At 71.2% G+C, this 18,063-nt stretch carries 18 protein-coding genes; 10 read left to right on the top strand and 8 right to left on the bottom strand.

Annotation, left to right across the window (positions count from 1 at the left end):
- Positions 1 to 84 precede the first annotated feature (84 nt).
- Positions 85 to 1,044: a CBM35 domain-containing protein gene (locus ACFQ7F_RS39100; protein WP_383281882.1), complete on the bottom strand. Its 960-nt coding sequence runs from the start codon at positions 1,042 to 1,044 to the stop codon at positions 85 to 87.
- A 75-nt stretch (positions 1,045 to 1,119) separates the two neighbouring features.
- Entirely contained in the window at positions 1,120 to 2,793 is a 1,674-nt protein-coding gene (gene cdgB / locus ACFQ7F_RS39095) for a diguanylate cyclase CdgB (RefSeq protein WP_383281879.1), read from the bottom strand.
- A gap of 456 nt (positions 2,794 to 3,249) precedes the next feature.
- Between cdgB and ACFQ7F_RS39090 the strand changes: the two genes are divergently transcribed.
- The gene (locus ACFQ7F_RS39090; protein WP_383281888.1) at positions 3,250 to 3,741 is read left to right on the top strand and encodes a flavin reductase family protein; all 492 of its coding nucleotides are present in this window, start codon (positions 3,250 to 3,252) and stop codon (positions 3,739 to 3,741) included.
- A 130-nt stretch (positions 3,742 to 3,871) separates the two neighbouring features.
- Here ACFQ7F_RS39090 and arfB read toward each other — a convergent pair whose 3' ends face one another.
- On the bottom strand, positions 3,872 to 4,309 hold the full coding sequence (gene arfB, locus ACFQ7F_RS39085) for an alternative ribosome rescue aminoacyl-tRNA hydrolase ArfB (RefSeq protein ID WP_383281885.1): 438 nt from the start codon (positions 4,307 to 4,309) through the stop codon (positions 3,872 to 3,874).
- Between the two features lie 196 nt (positions 4,310 to 4,505).
- Here arfB and ACFQ7F_RS39080 point away from each other — a divergent pair, with 196 nt between their 5' ends.
- The 4 genes from ACFQ7F_RS39080 to ACFQ7F_RS39065 all read left to right on the top strand — a co-directional run bounded on the left by ACFQ7F_RS39080 (position 4,506) and on the right by ACFQ7F_RS39065 (position 7,898).
- Entirely contained in the window at positions 4,506 to 5,081 is a 576-nt protein-coding gene (locus ACFQ7F_RS39080; protein WP_249589187.1) for a TerD family protein, read from the top strand.
- 132 nt (positions 5,082 to 5,213) lie between these two features.
- A complete protein-coding gene (locus ACFQ7F_RS39075; protein ID WP_383281876.1) occupies positions 5,214 to 6,464 on the top strand; it encodes a Tm-1-like ATP-binding domain-containing protein in 1,251 nt (416 codons plus the stop codon).
- 58 nt (positions 6,465 to 6,522) lie between these two features.
- Positions 6,523 to 7,362 (top strand): phosphoenolpyruvate hydrolase family protein, encoded by an 840-nt coding sequence (locus ACFQ7F_RS39070; RefSeq protein ID WP_383281873.1) that lies wholly within the window; start codon positions 6,523 to 6,525, stop codon positions 7,360 to 7,362.
- Between the two features lie 20 nt (positions 7,363 to 7,382).
- The gene (locus ACFQ7F_RS39065) at positions 7,383 to 7,898 is read left to right on the top strand and encodes a GNAT family N-acetyltransferase (protein ID WP_383281870.1); all 516 of its coding nucleotides are present in this window, start codon (positions 7,383 to 7,385) and stop codon (positions 7,896 to 7,898) included.
- Positions 7,899 to 7,909: 11 nt separating this feature from the next.
- Here ACFQ7F_RS39065 and ACFQ7F_RS39060 read toward each other — a convergent pair whose 3' ends face one another.
- From ACFQ7F_RS39060 to ACFQ7F_RS39045, 4 genes are all read right to left on the bottom strand, one after another.
- Positions 7,910 to 9,358: a M1 family metallopeptidase gene (locus ACFQ7F_RS39060; RefSeq protein ID WP_383281867.1), complete on the bottom strand. Its 1,449-nt coding sequence runs from the start codon at positions 9,356 to 9,358 to the stop codon at positions 7,910 to 7,912.
- A 67-nt stretch (positions 9,359 to 9,425) separates the two neighbouring features.
- Entirely contained in the window at positions 9,426 to 10,586 is a 1,161-nt protein-coding gene (locus ACFQ7F_RS39055) for a YncE family protein (RefSeq protein WP_383281864.1), read from the bottom strand.
- On the bottom strand, positions 10,583 to 11,185 hold the full coding sequence (locus tag ACFQ7F_RS39050; protein WP_383281861.1) for an ankyrin repeat domain-containing protein: 603 nt from the start codon (positions 11,183 to 11,185) through the stop codon (positions 10,583 to 10,585). Before ACFQ7F_RS39050 ends, ACFQ7F_RS39055 begins: the two co-directional genes overlap by 4 nt.
- A 66-nt stretch (positions 11,186 to 11,251) precedes the next feature.
- Entirely contained in the window at positions 11,252 to 11,809 is a 558-nt protein-coding gene (locus tag ACFQ7F_RS39045; RefSeq protein WP_383281858.1) for a heme-binding protein, read from the bottom strand.
- A gap of 245 nt (positions 11,810 to 12,054) precedes the next feature.
- On the opposite strand from ACFQ7F_RS39045, the gene ACFQ7F_RS39040 reads away from it, so the two are divergent.
- From ACFQ7F_RS39040 to ACFQ7F_RS39030, 3 genes are read left to right on the top strand one after another with little or no spacing between them, the layout of a single operon-like run.
- Positions 12,055 to 13,392, top strand: coding sequence for a sensor histidine kinase (locus ACFQ7F_RS39040; RefSeq protein ID WP_383281855.1), 1,338 nt, complete (start codon positions 12,055 to 12,057; stop codon positions 13,390 to 13,392).
- Between the two features lie 16 nt (positions 13,393 to 13,408).
- Positions 13,409 to 14,068: a response regulator gene (locus tag ACFQ7F_RS39035; protein ID WP_383281852.1), complete on the top strand. Its 660-nt coding sequence runs from the start codon at positions 13,409 to 13,411 to the stop codon at positions 14,066 to 14,068.
- A 48-nt stretch (positions 14,069 to 14,116) separates the two neighbouring features.
- Positions 14,117 to 14,614 carry a hypothetical protein gene (locus tag ACFQ7F_RS39030; RefSeq protein ID WP_383281849.1) on the top strand — a complete coding sequence of 166 codons (498 nt, stop codon included), beginning with the start codon at positions 14,117 to 14,119 and terminating at the stop codon, positions 14,612 to 14,614.
- Between the two features lie 309 nt (positions 14,615 to 14,923).
- Here ACFQ7F_RS39030 and ACFQ7F_RS39025 read toward each other — a convergent pair whose 3' ends face one another.
- Positions 14,924 to 15,619 carry a pentapeptide repeat-containing protein gene (locus tag ACFQ7F_RS39025; protein WP_383281846.1) on the bottom strand — a complete coding sequence of 232 codons (696 nt, stop codon included), beginning with the start codon at positions 15,617 to 15,619 and terminating at the stop codon, positions 14,924 to 14,926.
- Between the two features lie 127 nt (positions 15,620 to 15,746).
- On the opposite strand from ACFQ7F_RS39025, the gene ACFQ7F_RS39020 reads away from it, so the two are divergent.
- Positions 15,747 to 16,937: an FAD-dependent oxidoreductase gene (locus tag ACFQ7F_RS39020; RefSeq protein WP_383281843.1), complete on the top strand. Its 1,191-nt coding sequence runs from the start codon at positions 15,747 to 15,749 to the stop codon at positions 16,935 to 16,937.
- 51 nt (positions 16,938 to 16,988) lie between these two features.
- Complete coding sequence (locus ACFQ7F_RS39015; RefSeq protein ID WP_383281840.1) at positions 16,989 to 18,014, top strand: zinc-binding dehydrogenase; 1,026 nt, start codon at positions 16,989 to 16,991, stop codon at positions 18,012 to 18,014.
- Positions 18,015 to 18,063: the final 49 nt, after the last annotated feature.

Below are 18,063 nucleotides of genomic sequence, written 5' to 3'. Positions count from 1 at the left end.
GTCCGTGGACGGTGACCACCGACGCCTGTGTCATGCCAGCGACGCTCGGGCCACACCGACGCCGCCCGGGTCAGCCCGCACGCGTCACTTCTTCAACGTCAGCAGGTCGATGTTGGCGTTGCACTGGTTGCCCTCGGCGCACTCCAGCTGGATCACGTTCGTCCCCTTGGTGAGCTCGACGGGGGCCCACGTCGTCTGCCAGCCCTTCTCCCAGTCACCCTTGGGGGACGGGATGAAGTTCTTCATGCCGAGCGACTGCGCGTTCGCCTTCCCGTTGACGTTGAGCGTGGCGTCGGCGTCCTCGCCGGGAATGCCGTACCGCACGTACAGCCGGTAGCTTCCCGCCTTCTTGATGCTGACGGTCCAGGAAACCTTGGCACCGACCTGGTTGAAGCCCTGGACGTAGGAGCCGCCCGCGGCCTTCGCGCCCTTGACCTCCGAGGACGTGGACGTCCCGCCCTCCAGCTTCAGCGACTTCGCGTCCGTCTTCGGGAGCTCGGCCGGGTCCGCCGGGTCCTTCGACGGCTTGTCGCTGGGCTTCACCGTCTCGCCCTGCGTCGAGCCGCCGCCCGCGGCCTTGTCGTCGCCCTCGTCCTTGTCGCCGAACATCATCGCGGCGCCGATCCCGATGGCGACGACCGCGACGATCGCGATCGCGGCGATCAGGATGCCCTTGGTGTTGGGGCCACCGCCACGGCCGCCCGAGCCGCGGGACGCCGGGGTGTACTGCGGTGCCGAGGGGGCTCCGCCGGGCTGCGTCTCCGGAGCGGCGTAGTGCGCGTTCGGCTGGCCGTAGGTCTGCGGCTGCTGCGGCACCTGCTGGCCGTACGTGGGCGCGGCCTGCGTGCCGTACGTGTTGGGCCGACGGTCGCCGACGGCGCGCACGTGGTTGTACGAGGACCGGGGACCCGGGTACCCATAGCCGCCCCCGCCGCTGGGCGGGGTGGCGCCGGCCGCCTGTCCGTCTTCGTACAGATAGCCGAACACATCGTCGTCGCCCTCTGGCGCGTTCGGCGTCTGTCCGCCGTTGTTGCCGGGCGTCATTCCCAGGTCACTCCCTCATATCGCTGACCGGGGGAGCCTACCCGTTCCGAGTGAGCCCACGGGGTGTCGTTGGCCTCATCCGGCCCGCCTGTGCTGCTTGGCACGGGACCGTTTCTCCACGTACATCCGCTGGTCAGCGGAGTGCAACACCTCGTCTGCCGACATCCCGCAGTGTGCCCACCCGATTCCGAAACTGGCGCCTACCCGGACCGCACGCCCGTCCACCCGGATCGGCGGGATGATCGAGTTCCGCAGCCGCACCGCGAGGTCCTGCGCGTCGGCCCGGCAGAGACCGTCGGCGAGGACGACGAACTCGTCGCCGCCGAGCCTGGCGACCGTGTCGCCGTCACGGACACCGCTGGTGAGCCGCCTTGCCACCTCGATGAGAACCGCGTCACCCGTGGTGTGCCCGAAGCGGTCGTTGATCGACTTGAAGCCGTCGAGGTCGCAGAAGAGAACGGCGAGGCCCTTGGTGCCGTCGTCCGTGTCCCCGGGCCCTTCCGGCGGCGCGACGGTGTGCACGTGATGATCGAAGCCCTCGCCGCTCTGCTGCAGGCTGTGCGCGTTGTTCGAGCCGTAGTCGAAGCTGTGCTGACCGTCCGCGTCATACACGCCGTCGTACGCCGCATCCAGCGAGTCCACCGCGCTCGGCTGACCCGCGTGCGGCCTGCGACAGAGACGGGCGCTGAGGCGGGAGCGCAGCTCGGCGGAGTTCGGCAGGCCGGTGAGGGAGTCGTGCGACGCGCGGTGCGCGAGCTGGAGCTCGCGGCGCTTGCGGTCCTCTATGTCCTCGACGTGGGTGAGGAGGAAGCGCGGGCCGTCGGCGGCGTCCGCGACGACGGAGTTGCGCAGGGAAACCCAGACGTACGTCCCGTCGCGGCGCGCGAGGCGCAGCTCGGCCCTGCCTCCCTCGGCGGAGGTCCGCAGGAGCGTGCCGATGTCCTCGGGGTCGACCAGGTCGGAGAAGGAGTAGCGGCGCATCGCGGACGCGGGGCGGCCGAGCAGGCGGCACAGCGCGTCGTTCGTGCGCAGGATGCGGCCGTGCTGGTCGCCTCCCATCTCGGCGATGGCCATGCCCGAAGGCGCGTACTCGAAGGCCTGCCGGAAGGATTCCTCACTGGCCCGCAGCGCCTGCTGCTCGCGCTCCAGGCGGACCAGGGCGCGCTGCATGTTGGCGCGGAGCCGGGCGTTGCTGATCGCGATCGCGGCCTGGAACGCGTACATCTGCAGGGCCTCGCGGCCCCAGGCGCCGGGCCTGCGGCCGTTGCGCGGCCGGTCCACGGAGATCACGCCGAGCAGCTCGCCGCCGGCGGCGCCCGTCGCGTACATCGGCGCGAAGAGCCGGTCCGCGGGGTGCCACTCGTCCTCGAAGCGGGGCGCGGGGCCGTCGGTGTACCACTGCGGGACGTCGTCCTCGTCGAGAACCCAGCCCTCGGTGTACGAGATGAACCTCAGGGCGCCCCAGGCCTCGCCCATGGCGAGCCGCTTCTCCCATGCCTCACGCGAGCCGACCCGGCCGGTGATGAGCGCCTCGGCGGCGGTGTTGCCCGCGAAGGCGGCGACGACGAGATCGCCGTCCGGGCGTACGAGATTGACGCACGCCAATTCATAGCCAAGGCCATTGACCACGCCGTCGGCGACGGTCTGCAGCGTGTCCGCCAGGCTCCGGGCCGTATTGAGATCCGCCACCACCTGATGCAGCTGCCGCAGGGTCGCAAGACGGACGTACGGCTCCGACTCGGTCTCCATTGCTCGCTCTCCCCGAGACCTCGACAGCAACTCCAGGATTCGCAGCGCCCTTAGTGTTCCCTCAGTAACTGAGTTCTCTCAGTGTGTCTGATTGCCACCGTCACTGAATCACAGCGAGCAGCTTGCCCGGTACACAGGGTCAACAAAATATGGGTCCTGTGACTCAAGTCACAGGTGGGAACCCTTCGTTGGTCCAGTCCACTCGCCCGATGGGCGCCTTTTGGGAGCCTCTCGGGCCGCCTCATCGGCCATCGGTCCTAGGCCCGGTCTCGGCCCTCGGCCCGATGTGGAGACAGGGACGGCGGGACTAGCGTCGCTCCCGTGGTCCCCGTACTGAAGACATCCCTGACGTCCCCGGAGAACGCTCCCGCGACTCCCTCCGCCCCGCCCACCCCACGTTCCCCGTCCCTTGACGGGCATCCTGTGGGTGTGAGCAATGAACAGTTCCGCGCCGCCATGTCCCGGCTCGCCGCGGGTGTGGTCCTGGTGACCGCCTGCGAGCCGTCCCTGGACGCGGACGACCCTCAGGCGCCGGTCGGCGAGGACGTCGGCATGACCGCGACGGCCTTCCTCTCCGTGTCCCTCGATCCGCCTCTCGTGCTGGTCAGCCTGCGTGAGGGCTCCCGAATGGACGACCTGCTCGCCGAGCAGCCGCTGTGGGGCGTCTCGGTGCTATCCGAGAGCCAGCGCCACATCGCGGGCCGGTTCGCGATGAAGGGCAGGATCAGCGACCGGCTGCTCTTCGCGGACATCCCCTACGCGCGGGGAGAGGCATCCGGGGCGCCCCTGATCGGCGGCGCGCTCGCGACACTGGAGTGCCGGACCGAACAGACGGTGACAGCGGGTGACCACACCCTCGTCATCGGGCGAGTACTTTCGGCTGCGCTGCCGAGCGTGGACGGGGGCCCGCTGACGTACTTCAAGGGGAAGTACCGGCAGCTGGGCTGAGGACGGGCCGAGGCCGGGCTCAGGTCTTTCCGCTGTTTCCCGCGTTTCCCGCTGCTTCCCGCTGTCTTCCGCCGAGCGGTCTTTGCTTACGCACGTTTGCCGCGAGAGCCGCTGCGGCGGTGGCCGGGGCTCAGCCCCATCCTTCCCCCGAGCGGCCGCGCTTGGTCTGGCTGCGCTGCTTCTTCTCGCGCAGGCGCCGCTCGTTGATGCCCCGGGGGATCTTCGTGGCGCGGCGGGGGCGCGGCGGCGGTGCGGTGGCCTCGGCGAGCAGCGCGGCCAGGCGGGTCGCCGCCATCTCGCGGTTGCGCCACTGGGAACGGTGCTCGGAGGCCCGCACGCTGACGACACCGTCGACGAGCCGGCTCGCGAGCCGCTCCAGGGCGCGCTCCTTCCACACCGGAGGCAGCGCTTCCGTGTTGGCCAGGTCGAATCTCAGCTCCACCTGCGAATCGCTGGTGTTGACGTGCTGACCGCCCGGCCCCGAGGACCTGGAGAAGCGCCACATGAGCTCGGCCTCGGGCAGGGAGACGGAGCCGCGGATGACATAGGGACCGGACATGGGTCCTATCGTCCCGCGTCTGTCCGGTCCACGTCACCCGCATTTACGGCGCGTCCCGCTTGCGCCGGATGGGGCGCCAGAGATGAGTAAAGAAAGTAAAAGGACCTGGAACCTCTGGGACCCCGGTCGACGTTCATAGGGTGACGGTAGCTTCGTCCCCAGTACGAAGCCCGTTCGTACGCAACGAGGGAAGGGACTCCCAACAATGGCAGTAAGCCTGTCCAAGGGTGGCAACGTCTCGCTCACCAAGGAGGCTCCGGGCCTGACCGCCGTCACCGTGGGCCTCGGCTGGGACGTCCGTACCACCACTGGCACCGACTTCGACCTGGACGCCTCGGCCATCGCGGTGAACCCGCAGGGCAAGGTCTTCTCGGACCAGCACTTCGTCTTCTTCAACAACAAGGTGACGCCGGACCAGACCATCGAGCACACCGGTGACAACGTCACGGGTGAGGGCGAGGGCGACGACGAGCAGATCAAGGTCAACCTGGCGGGCCTCCCGGCCGACATCGACAAGATCGTCTTCCCGGTCTCGATCTACGACGCCGAGAACCGCTCGCAGAACTTCGGCCAGGTGCGGAACGCCTTCATCCGCATCATCAACCAGGCCGGTGGCACCGAGATCGCCCGCTATGACCTGAGCGAGGACGCCGCCACCGAGACCGCCATGGTCTTCGGCGAGCTGTACCGCAGCGGCGCGGAGTGGAAGTTCCGCGCGGTGGGTCAGGGCTACGCGTCCGGCCTCGTCGGCATCGCACAGGACTTCGGCGTCAACGTCTGAGGTTCGTAGGCCAGTCAGCAGTTCCCGAGGGCCCCCGGTGGAATCTCCGCCGGGGGCCCTCGCCGTTGCCGTGACGGCTCCGGGGCCGCAGGATCGTGGGCACCACCCACCACTTGAAGGAGTGTGAGGGCCATGGCGACCGTGGTGCTGGTCGGGACGCTCGACACCAAAGGCGCGGAGTACGCCTGGCTGCGCGAGCGGCTCAGGGAGTACGGCAGCGACACCCTGCTCATCGACACCGGCATACTGCCTCCTCCCGAGCACGCCCCCACCGCCGACGTGCCGGCCGACGCCGTGGCCCGCGCGGCCGGACACGACCTGGCGAAGCTGCGCGGCACGGGCGAGCGAGGCGCGGCCGTGGCGGCGATGGCGGACGGCGTGACCGAGGTGGTGCTCGACCTGCACCGGCAGGGCAAGCTGCACGCGGTGCTCGCCGCAGGAGGCAGCGGCGGTTCGTCGATCGCCTCGCAGGCGATGCGCGCCCTGCCGATCGGGGTGCCGAAGGTGCTCGTCAGCACGATGGCGGGCGGCGACGTGGCGCCATACGTCGGCAGCAGCGACCTCACCCTGATGTACAGCGTCGTGGACATCTCCGGCATCAACGCGGTCTCCCGGCAGGTCCTCGGCAACGCGGCGGCGGCAGCCGCGGGCATGGCACGGCGCTTCGAGCGCAACCACGACGAACTGGCGGGCCGCGGCCGCAAGGTGGTCGCCGCCACGATGTTCGGCGTGACGACGCCCGCGATCGACGCGGCGCGCGCCCGGCTCGACGCACTCGGCTACGAGGTCCTCGTCTTCCACGCGACGGGCGCGGGCGGCCGGGCGGTGGAGAAGCTGGCGTCCGACGGCCTCCTCGACGGCGTACTGGACCTGACGACCACCGAGCTCGCCGACGAACTGGTCGGCGGTGTCCTCTCGGCAGGACCCGAGCGCCTCACCGCGGCGGGCCGCGCGGGCATCCCGCAGGTGGTCGCTCCCGGCGCCCTCGACATGGTCAACTTCGGCCCGGAGCAGACGGTCCCGTCCCGCTTCGCCGACCGCACCCTCCTCGTCCACAACCCCACGGTCACGCTGATGCGCACGACGGCCGACGAGATGACCGCGCTCGGCACCACCCTCGGCCACAAGCTCGCCGCCGCGCGCGGCCCCGTCGAGTTCTTCTGGCCGCTGCGCGGGGTCTCGGCGGTGGACGTCGAGGGCGGCCCGTTCGAGGACACGGCGGCGGACGAGGCCGGCCTCAGCGCGCTGCGGACGACGGTGCGGGGCAGCGGCGTACGACTGCATGAGCTGGACGCGCACATCAACGACGCGGAGTTCGCGGTGGCGATGGCGGACCGCCTGGACGAGCTGATCAGCGCGCGGGCGCTGAAGCGGACGCCCTGACACCACCCTGACACCGCCCTGCCAGCAACTCACCCCGGACTCGCTCAAGGAGCACTCCATGACGACGCAGATCACCCGCAAGGAAGCGCTGGCCCGCCTCAACGCCCAGGTGGCGAAGGGCAATCCGGTGATCGGAGCGGGAGCGGGCACGGGCCTCTCCGCCAAGTGCGCGGAGGAGGGCGGCGTGGACCTCCTGATCATCTACAACTCGGGCCGCTACCGGATGGCGGGCCGCGGCTCGCTCGCGGGCCTGCTCCCGTACGGCGACGCGAACGCGATCGTGGTGGACATGGCCAGAGAGGTGCTCCCGGTGGTGAAGGACACCCCGGTCCTTGCCGGGGTGTGCGGCACCGACCCCTTCCGGGACATGGGCCGCTTCCTGGACGAGCTGAAGGGGATGGGCTTCACCGGCGTACAGAACTTCCCGACGGTCGGCCTGTACGACGGCACGTTCCGCACCAACCTCGAAGAGACCGGCATGGGGTACGGCCTGGAGGTGGACATGGTCCGCGAGGCCCGCGCCCGCGACCTCCTGACGACCCCGTACGTCTTCGACCCCGACCAGGCCGCCGACATGGCCAGGGCCGGAGCGGACGTCCTGGTCCCCCACGTTGGCCTGACGACCAAGGGCTCGATCGGCGCGGGCACGGCCATGACCCTCGACCAGGCGGCGACGGCGGTCCAGGAGATGCACGACGCGGCCAAGCGCGTGAACCCCGACATCCTGGTCCTGTGCCACGGCGGCCCCATCGCGGAACCGCAGGACGCGGCCCACGTCCTGTCCCGCACCGAGGGGATCGTCGGCTTCTTCGGCGCGTCGTCGATCGAACGCCTCCCGACCGAACGCGCGATCGTGGACCAGACGCGCGCCTTCAAATCGCTGAAGGCACAGGGCTGAGTGCGGCTAGCCTGCGCCGCATGATCCTCGAACCGCTCGCCCCCGCGGAGGACGGCGCGCTCCCCGGTGAGCTGCTCACCGAGCTCACCGCCCTCTACGCGTCGAACCACGTCTTCCACGCACTCTCCGGGGACTTCCCCGACCCCCACGACGTCCGCCCCGAACAGGTCGCCGCCGCGCTCGCGGACGATCTTGCCGAACCGGAGGCGGAGGTGCTCCTCGCGCGGTCCGAGGGGCGGGTCGTCGGGATCGGCATCATGCTGAAGCGGCATCCCGATCCCGCCGACCCCGATCCGTGGATCGGGCTGCTCATGGTGGATGCCCGGCAGCAACGCCGGGGATTCGGGCGGGAGTTGGTGGAGAGGATCGAGGAGCGGTTCCGGGCGGACGGACGCGCCGGGGTGCGGATCGCCGTCCTGGAGCAGAACGCCCCCGGGCTCGCCTTCTGGGGCACGCTCGGGTACGAGGTCATCGACCACCGGCGCGACCGCGACGCGGACCGCCCCTGCGCCGTACTCCGCAAGCCGCTCTCCTGACGCCCCGGTCCCTACGGGCGGTCCGGCTTTCCGTCTTCGTACAGCCACGGGCCCCAGATCGCGCGCACCTTCTTGCGCGCCGCCTCGCCGCCCGCGTGGCTCTCCACGTACCGCGTGAAGTCCTCGGTGTCCGCGTTGCGGTGGCGGTAGGTCTTCGTCCAGCCCTGCACGATGTCGTAGAAGGTGTCGTCGCCCACCGCCTGGCGGATCTTGTGGATGACCATGCCGCCCCGCTCGTACACCGGGCTGTCCGAGATCTGATCGGCGGACGGCGGCTTCGCGGGCGGGAACTCCCAGATGGCTTCGTTGTCCTCCTCGTCCTCGTAGTAGTCGTCCGCGTAGATGTCGTCGAAGGTCTCCTGCACGCTGTCGCCTTCGTTGTCCTCCTCCCAGAGCCACTCGGCGTACGTCGCGAAGCCCTCGTTGAGCCACATGTCCCGCCAGGACTTGGGCGTCACGGAGTTCCCGAACCACTGGTGGGCCAGCTCGTGGACGACGAGTTCGGTGTCGGGGGCGCCGGGGAAGGTGGGGCGGGTCTGGGTCTCCAGGGCGTACCCCGCGTCCTCCTCACGGCCGACGATCGCGCCGGTCGACGAGAAGGGGTAGGGGCCGAAGTTCAGCTCCTGCCACTCCATGATCTCGGGGATGCGGTTCAGCGCCTTCGCGCTGTCCTTGACCCGCGAGGGGTCCACCGCCGTGAGCACCGGGATGCCGGACTTCGTCGTCGACTTCTTCACCTCGAACGACCCGATCGCCACCGTCGCCAGATAGCTCGCCATCGGCTCCGCGCTGTGCCAGGCGAAGGTGGTGCGGCCGTTCTTGGTCGACTCGCGGGTCAGCTCGCCGTTGGAGATGGCCTTCAGGCCCTTGGGGACGGTGATCCGTATGTCGTACGAGGCCTTGTCCGACGGGTGGTTGTCGGACGGGAACCAGGCCATCGAGCCCGTCGGCTCGCCGAGCGCGAGGGCGCCCTCCTCCGTCCGCAGCCAGCCCTCCTCGGAGTCGTCCGGGTCGGTGATGGTCTCCGGGCTGCCGGAGTAGCGGACGACCGTGCGGAACGTCTCGCCCTTGTCGAGGTCGTCCGCGGGCCGGACCGTCAGCTCCTGCCCGTCGCGGTGGAAGGAGGCGTCCTTGCCCTCGACGGTCACGCCCTTCACCTCAAGACCCTTGAGGTCGAGGTTGAAGGCGCTGAGGTCCTGGGTGGCGCGCGCCGTGACCTCGGCGGTGGCGGTGAGGTGGCGCGCGTCCGGGTCGTACCCGAGGGTCAGGTCGTAGTGCGCGACGTCGTAGCCGCCGTTGCCCAGCTTCGGGAAGTACGGGTCACGCACGCCGTCGGCTCCGGGCGTGCCGTGCACTCCGGAGCCACTGCAGGCGGTGAGGACGAGGGCGGTGAGGGCGGCGGCGGAGGTGCTGCGGAGAGCCGTGGGTCGTGGGTGCACACGTGTGATCTTATGCGGCATATGTTCGGGGGGCCGGGCGGCGGGTCCCGTCGGCCCCCGGCTGCGGGTCCGCCTGGAGCTGGTCCGCCTAAAGAACCGCGATGCCCAACGGCCGCTCCCCCGCCGGGAGGCGACGCGTCTCTCCGCTCTCCAGGTCGACGACGGTGATCCCGTTCCAGAATCCGTCGCGGGTGAAGCCGCCGGTGACGTAGGCGGTGCCGCCGTCTGTGCCGCTGTCCTTGGAGATGGCGACGTCCTCGTGCGGCCCGTCCAGCGGGAAGACCTTCTCCTTGCCGTCCTTCGTACGCATGGTCAGCGATGGCCCCTTGTCCGACGAGGGATCAATGGGTCCGGTGCCGACCGCGAACAGCGTGCCGTCCTCGGTGATCCGCGCCCCGTGCTGATGGGTGTTGGCCGTCATCGGCTCGATGTCCGATTCGCCGGTGCGCGGATCGAGGACGACGAGCTTCTCGCCCTCGAAGGGGAGCAGGAGCTTGCCGTCCGACGGGCGTACGGCGGCGTAGTGCGGCTTGAGCCAGGAGCCGAGGCCGCCTTCGGTGCCGTAGGGGGCGACTTCGATGCGGCGTGGCTTCAGCGAGTCGGCGCGTACGACCGTCACGTCGAAGGAGTCGTGGTTGGTCGCGTAGACCTCGCGGCCGTCCTTCGACACGTCCACGTCGAAGGGGCGCCGGCCCACCGGAACGGTGTCGGTGACCTCGCGCTTCTCGGTGTCGATGACCTCCAACGTGCCCTTGCCGTCCGGGACATTGACGCCCACATAGACGTGCTCGCCGTCAGGGGCGAGCGCGATGCCCATGCCGCCGCCGCGGTACTCGCCGGTCGTCGCCGGGCCGCTGTCCGTCTCGTACGGGATGCGGTCGACGCGTTCGCGGGTGCTGGTGTCGATGACGGCCACCGCGTCGGCGGTGGCGACCCAGGCGCGGCCGTCATCGCCCACGGTCAGCCCGTAGGGGGCCTTGCCGACCTGCACGGATTCGATGGGGCCGCGCTCGGGGTCGACGAAAGTGACGGTGTCGGAGCCGAAGTCGGCCACCAGGAGGGTGCCTTCGGGGGTGCGCTGTTCGGCGGGGAGGGTGGCCGTGGGGGACGCGGTCTCGGTCGCGGTCGCGGTCGCGGTCGCGGTCGCGCGGGTGGGCTCGGGGCCGGTGCCGCAGCCCGCGAGGACGGCGGCACCCAGGAGGGCGGTGCTCGCGGAGAGCACCACCCGGGGCACCTCGGGCACCTTCACGAGGCGCCCCTCAGCAGCGCGGCGATCTCCGCGAAGCCACGGCGCTCCGCGTGCTCCAGGGGCGTGACGCCGTCCCGGTCGGCGAGATCGGGCGTCGCGCCCGCGGCGAGCAGCAGCGCCACGATCTCCTGGTGGGCGCGACCGCCGTCGCCGAGGATCACGGCCTCCAACAGGGCCGTCCAGTCCAGGTCGTTGACGTGGTCGACGTCGATGTCGGTGACGCGCAGGACTTCCCGTACGTACGCGACGTGGCCGCGCTCCGATGCCGGGATCACGGAGATGCCGCCGAAACGGTTGCGGAGCTTCAGGTCGGGCCCCACGGGAAGCAGGACGTGCAGCATGGCGACGCTGCCCGTCACGCCGGTCACCAGCCAGGGGCTGTCGGCGCGGTGGTCCTGCGCGTCGACGTCGGCGCCCGCGGCCACCAGGACACCGGCGGCCTCGACGTGGTCGCCGGTGGCGGCGAGCAGCAGCGGCGTACGCAGCTCGGTGTCGCGGGCCTCGACGCGGGCGCCCGCGTCGAGGGCGGCTCTCACTTCAGCGGCGTTCCCGGCCCGTGCGGCGTCGAGCAGCCGCTGGTCCTCAGCGGTCCTTGTCATGAACGTTCTCCTCGTCGTCGTACGGACCGGAAACAGCCTCAGCATGGTGTTGGCGGCCTCAGGGCCTCATCGGCCGAGCGCCGCGACGCCCGCCTTCGCGAACTTCTCGTCCAGGTCGCCGCTCGGGGCGCCCGCGACACCGATGCCCGCGACGGGCGCGCCCTTGGCGGTCACCGGCGCACCGCCCGCGAGGAACAGGGTGCCGGGGATGTCCTTCAGGTTCGGCGTCTTCTCCAGGTTCTTGGACAGCTCGGAGGTGGGCGCGTTCCAGGAGACGGCCGTGTACGCCTTCTTCTCGGCGGACTCGTACGACTGCGGGCCCGCGCCGTCGCCGCGCAGGGTGACGATCGTGTTGCCGTTCCGGTCGACCACGGCGACCGAGACGCGCTGGTTCTCCTTCTCGGCGGCGTCGAGGGTGGCCTTGGCGGCCTTGGTCGCGGCGTCGATGTTCAGGTGCGTCGACTGCGTGAGGTTCTTGTTGCCCGCGTCGGCGGTGACGGCGGCCTTGGCAGCGGCGTCGGGGGTGCCCGCGGTGGCGGAGACGGCGCCGAAGGTCCCGGCGCCGAGGACGGCGGCGGTGGCGGCGACGGTGAGGACACGGGTGCGGCGGGAGATCTTCTTCATCGGGGGCTCCTAGGGGTGCGGCGGGGCGGGGGAGGTTGTTTCCTCTGCCATCGATCCTCCGGCCGCATCCGGGGCTCACCCCTCGACGTACCGGCTGGGAGCGGCGCGCGACTCGGCCGACACCAGGGTCAACCGATCGGTTGACCCGCTCGTGGCCCCACCGGGTCACAATGAGGTGTTTGCCCAGTTCAGCGACCACGTGACGGCGACAGGCGCGTGACGGCAGCACGAGAGGGAGGCGCCCCGTGGCGGGACCGAGAGTGGGACAGCGGCGGGGAGAGCGAGCGGGACAGCGCACGCCGGACATCGGCTCCCGCGCATCGGACATCGGCTCCCGCACACCGGGCGCCGGCATCGCCCCCCGTACGCCGGACCCCGACGCCCGCTGGCTCGCGGCCGTCATGCACGCGACGTTCTACCTGCTCCTGGCCACCTCGCTGGCCCGCTTCCTGCTGCGCCACCCCGCCGGCGGTGCGCGCGTCCCGTGGATCATCACGCTCTCCGTGGTCCTTGCCTTCCTCTACGCCCTCCCGCACCTCACCGCCGCCCTGCGGGGGAAGCACTCCACGCCCTTCGCGTCAGGACCGGCACCCGGCACCCGCCCCACGCCCCGCCGCCTCACCTGGCTCGCCCTGGTCGTCGCGGTCTGGCTGGTGCTCGTCATCCTCGCGCCGAGCTTCGGGTGGTGCGCGGTGCCGCTCTTCTTCACCGGTCTGCGTACGCTGCCGCCGCGCGCGGCCTTCGCCCTGGTGGCCGTCCTGACCGGCTGCGTGATCGCGTCACAGCTGCGGCTCGCGGGCCGCTACGACCCTGACCTGATCCTCGGGCCACCCGCCGTGTCGGCGATCGCGACGGCGGTCTTCGTCCACATGCAGCGCCAGGCGGCCCGCCAGCGCGAGCTGATCGACGACCTCATCCGCACCCGCCGCGAACTGGCCGCCACCGAGCGCCGCGAAGGCACCCTCGCCGAGCGCCAGCGCCTGTCCATGGAGATCCACGACACCCTCGCGCAAGGTCTGTCCAGCCAGCAGATGCTGCTCCAGGCCGCCGACCGCGTCTGGGACACGGACCCGGTCAAGGCCCGCGCCCATGTCCGTACGGCCGAGTCGATCACCGAAGTCGGCCTCACCGAGGCCCGCCGCTTCGTGCACGACCTCGCGCCCGCCGACCTCGCCGACGGCGGCGGCCTGGACGAGGCACTGCGGACGCTGGCCGCGCGCACCGCGCAGGACGCGGGCCTCACGGTCCGCTTCCACTCCGAGGGCACGCCCGCCCCGCTCCCCGACCGGACGCAGTCCGCGCTCCTGCGTATCGCGCAGGGCGCCCTGGCCAACGTGACGGAGCACGCCGACGCGACCACGGCGGCGCTGACGCTCACGCACCTGGACGACCAGGTGGTACTCGACGTCGCGGACGACGGCCGCGGCTTCACGCCCACCGATGAGCCGCCCGCCTCCGACCGGCGGGGCCACGGGCTGCCCGCGATCCGCGCCAGGGCGCGGCAGCTCGGCGGCACACTGACGATCGAGTCGGCACCGGGCGAGGGCACGGTGCTCTCGGTCTCGATCCCCCTGACCCCTTGACCTCGCAGGAGACCCCATGACGCCCCCCGCACCTGCCGCGCCTCCGGTCCGCCTCCTGGTCTGCGACGACCACATCGTCGTACGCGCCGGACTGCTCGCCCTCCTCGGCAGCGCACCGGACATCGAGGTGGTCGGCGAGGCGGGCACCGGCGAGGAGGCGATCGCGCTCGCCGCGAAGCTGGCACCGGACGTGGTCCTGATGGACCTGCAACTGGGCGAGGGAATGGACGGCGTGGAGGCAACACGCCACATCACGTCCACCGGCACCCCCTCCTCCCCCACACCCCACGTCCTGGTCCTGACGACGTACGACACGGACGCCGACATCACCCGCGCCATCGAGGCGGGCGCGACGGGCTACCTCCTGAAGGCCGAACGCCCCGAGGAGCTCTTCGCCGCGATCCACGCCGCCGCGCAGGGCCACACCACGCTCTCCCCGCCGGTCGCGTCCCGCGTGATGGCCCGCATGCGCAAGCCGCTGCCCACCCTCACCGACCGCGAGCTCGACATCCTCGCCCAGCTCTCCCAAGGCCTCGGCAACCGCGACATCGCCCGCGCGCTCTTCATCAGCGAGGCCACGGTCAAGACGCACCTGGGCCGGATCTACGACAAGCTCGGCGTCGACACGCGTGCGGGCGCGGTGGCGGTGGCGAAGGAGCAGCGACTGCTGTCCTGACGTGCAGCGTCGTCCCACGCCCTCCGGCGCCGTGACACCATCGTCCACGTGCTCGACATCGGCTACGCCCTCTCCCACCGCTTTCCCGACCCCCCGCAGTTCGACTACCGCGGCGCGGACGTCCACGCGCTGCGGCACGACCTGTTCTGCGGGGACGTGTATCTCGCGGACACGAAGGCGGACCGGGAACTGTCCACAGCCTGGGGATGGGTTCCCGTGCTCGACTTCGCGTGGGCGCTGTGCGACATCGTCGAGCTCGTGGACCAGGATCCCCGGGGGAGCCGGGCGTCCCGTCCCCAGCACGCCGAGCTCGACTTCACGGAGTCGACGGACCGCATGCTGTTCACCCGGCGCTTCGGGTGGGTGGACATCGAGGCGGACTGGATGCGGGCGGAAGAGCCTCCGCTGACGTTCTCCCACTCCGAACTCCGCCGCGAGGCACGTGACTTCCTCCAGGACCTCCTGGCGGACCTCATCGACCTCCACGAGTCCCTGGCGGACAACCCCGCGATCTGGTCACTCCAGTCCCGCTTTCCCCGGGCGTAGGCGCCCACCGGTACCCCTCCCCCCGCGTCCACCCCTGAACGAACAAGCTCTCCCACCCACCCGCCCGATTGCCCCGCGTCCACCGGTCGGCGAACAAGCGGAGGGCGATGGGCCCCACGCGCCCGCAGTCGGCAGCGAGACGTGAGGGGGTGTGTCGGTATTTCCGCCCGGAGCACGGTTCGCGGCACTCCGGGGCCGAAGCAGTCGAACGCCCACCGGCGGATGGCGAGGACGGACATACCGGCGCGGCCCCGCCCCCAAACCGGAGCAGAACCGCACCCGGCACCCAGACACCGCCAAAGCCGGACGCTAGTCCACCCGCACACCCACCTGCGCAGCAAACGCCGGCGCCAGATCCATCAGCTGCGCCGTACTGATCACCGCCCCCGCCAAGCAGTCGATCCCCCGCAAAATGTCCACCTCGGCCGCACCCCGCAGGTCGACATCCTTCATGCGGACCCCGCTGAAGTCCGCCCCCTTCAGCACACACCCCACGAACTCCACCCGCTCGAGCTCCGCCCGCCCGAAGTCCGGCTCGACCAGCACGCATTCCTCGAAGACGACGTCCTTCAACCGCGCCTTCCGCAGGTTCAGATAGTCGATCTTCCCGCCCCGCACGACGACCCGCTCCAGCACACTCCCGTGCAGCTGCACGCCCCCAAGACGCGCGTCCACCACCTCCACGTCCCGCAGCGACGCCTCCGAAAGCTCCGTGCCGACCCCCCGCAGCTCCGTCAGCACGGAGTCCACGAACCGCGCCCTGCTGAGCCGCGCCTCCGTCACCCCGCAGCCCGTCATCGCACAGTCCAGGAACAGGGCTCCCCCGCCGTCCTGCCCGGAGAGATCGAGATCCCGGAACTCGACCCCGTCGTAATCCCCGTCGGGCTCCAACTCACCCCCGCCGAGCACAAGATCCCCGAACGCCCGCAGCTCCGGCAACCGCACCTCGGGCCGCCGGGCCTTCTTCACCCCTGCCGCATCCTTCTGCCGCTCCCTCTGTCCCATGCACCCATCGTGCACCCACCCACTGACAACGCCGCCGCACCCCGATGTCACATCCCGGGCACCCCCATCCGTCGTACCGGGTGAACGCCACTACAGGCGCCACCCGACACGACAGGAGCCCCACCCCATGCCCAGCAACCGCAAGCCCCCCACCCACCTCACCGTCATCGGCGGCGGCTTCGCCGGTCTCACCGCGGCCATCACCGCCGCGGAAGCCGGCGCCCGGGTGACCGTCCACGAGGCCCACCACACCCTCGGCGGCCGGGCCCGCACCGCCGAAGGCACGTACCGCACGAACGAAGGCCCGCACGCCCTCTACAACGGCGGCCCCCACTGGACCTGGCTCAAGCAGCGCGACCTGATCGGCCCCCTCGCCCCGATCCCGCCCATCGAAGGCACCCGCCTGCGCCTCCACCACAAGGGAAGGTTCCGCCGTACCCCACCCCTCGCGATGCTGAAACTCCTGCGCCGCAAGCCCGAACAGGCGCCCGTGCACGAGGACTTCATGACGTGGGCCACCGGCGAGGTGGGCGAGGAGGGCGCACGCGCCGCCGCGCACTACATCGCCGTGGCGACGTTCCACCACGACCCCGGCTCCCTCTCCGCCAGGTTCGTGCAGGAGCGCCTGCGCCGCGCCACGAAGCTGCCCCCTGAGGCGCACTACCCGCGCGGCGGCTGGGGCTCGGTCATCGACCGCATGGCGTCGCTCGCCTGGAACCTGGGCGTACGCGTGGAGACGCTGTCCCGCGTCGACTCCCTCACCCCACCTCCCTCCGAAGGCCCCGTCATCGTCGCCACCTCCCTCCCCGCCGCCCGCCGCCTCCTCCAGGACGAGACCCTCCGCTGGGACAGCGCCCGCACCACCCTCGTCGACGTGGCCCTCAACTCCCGTAAGGGCGACCCGTTCGCGATCTCCGACCTGGACATGACCGGCTGGATCGAACGGTTCACCACCCAGGACCGCACCCTCGCCCCCGCGGGACAGGACCTCGTCCAGGGGCAGATCCCGCTCTCCCCCGAGGAGTCCAAGGCGGACGGCGTGGCCCGCGCCGACCACCTGCTCGACCTCGGCTTCCCCGGCTGGCGCGACCGCCTTCTCTGGCGCCGCGACGCCGTGTCCAACGGCCGTACCGGCGCGGTGGATCTGCCCGGCACCACCTGGCGCGACCGCCCGGCGATCGACCGCGGCGAGGGCGTCTACCTCGCCGGAGACCAGGTCGCGGCGCCCGGCCTGCTCTCCGAGGTCTCCTTCAACAGCGCCCTGGAGGCGGTGACGCTCGCGCTGACTTCCACAAGGGTTGACCTAAAGTCCGCTTGAGGTACGAGGGTGTGTTGCACCGACCCCGACGTCGCCCAAGGAGCCACCCCCATGCACGCCATCCGCCTGCACACCTTCGGCCCGGCCGAGAACCTCACGTACGAGGAGACGCCCGACCCGGCTCCGGCCCCCGGCCAGGTCCGCATCGCGGTGACCGCGGCAGGCGTGCACCTCCTGGACACCGCGATCCGCGCCGGCATCAAAGGCCCGCTGCCCGAACTCCCCCGGCTGCCCACGATCCCGGGCCGCGAGGTGGCCGGCACGGTCGAGTCGCTCGGCGAGGGAGTCGACCCCGGCTGGCTCGGCAAGCGCGTGGTCACCCACATCGGCTTCGCCCCTGGCGGTTACGCCGAGTTGGCCGTCACCGAAGCGACCCGCCTGCACGAGATCCCCGAAGACCTGGACGACGCGGAGGCCGTGGCACTGATCGGCACGGGCCGTACGACGATGGGCATCCTGCAGTTCACCGAGCTGACCCCCGCCTCCGTGGCCGTCATACCGGCGGCGGCGGGCGGCATCGGCACACTCCTGGTCCAGTACGCCAAGCACGCGGGCGCCACGGTGATCGGCCTGGCGGGCGGTCCGGAGAAGACGGACCGGGTCAGCGCGTACGGCGCGGATCTCGCCGTCGACTACCGGAACCACAAGAACCCGGACTGGCCGGACGAGGTCCGCGCGTACCTGACGAAGCGCGGCCTCCCCGGCGCCACCGTCGTCTTCGACGGAGTGGGCGGAGCGCCCGGCCTGGCCGCCGTGGATCTCCTTGCCCCCGGCGGCGAACACATCGTCTTCGGCTGGTCGGGCAACGGCAGCCCGCACGACGGCGAACCCCTGAGGTTCACCGACGAGCAGCTGGCGGCCCGCGGCATCACCCAGACCAACGCCCTTGGCCCGGTGATGATGCGGAAGGCAGGCGGCGACAACCCCGTCCGCACCCTGGAACTGGCCGCACTCGCCGAAGCGGCGAAGGGCCACTTCACCCCGGCGGTCCAGCGCTACCCCCTGTCGCAGGCGGCAGCAGCCCACGCCGACCTGGAGAACCGCCGCACGACGGGCAAGGTGGTCCTCATCCCCTGATGGTCAGGGCGAAACCACCGGCGGCGCGGTCGCGGCCCCGGGCCACGAC

Origin of the sequence: Streptomyces sp. NPDC056486 (genome assembly GCF_042795295.1) — a bacterium.
Taxonomy (GTDB): Bacteria; Actinomycetota; Actinomycetes; order Streptomycetales; family Streptomycetaceae; genus Streptomyces.
The sequence above is the reverse complement of the archived record's forward strand: the minus strand, read 5'-3'. Positions and strand labels throughout refer to the sequence as shown.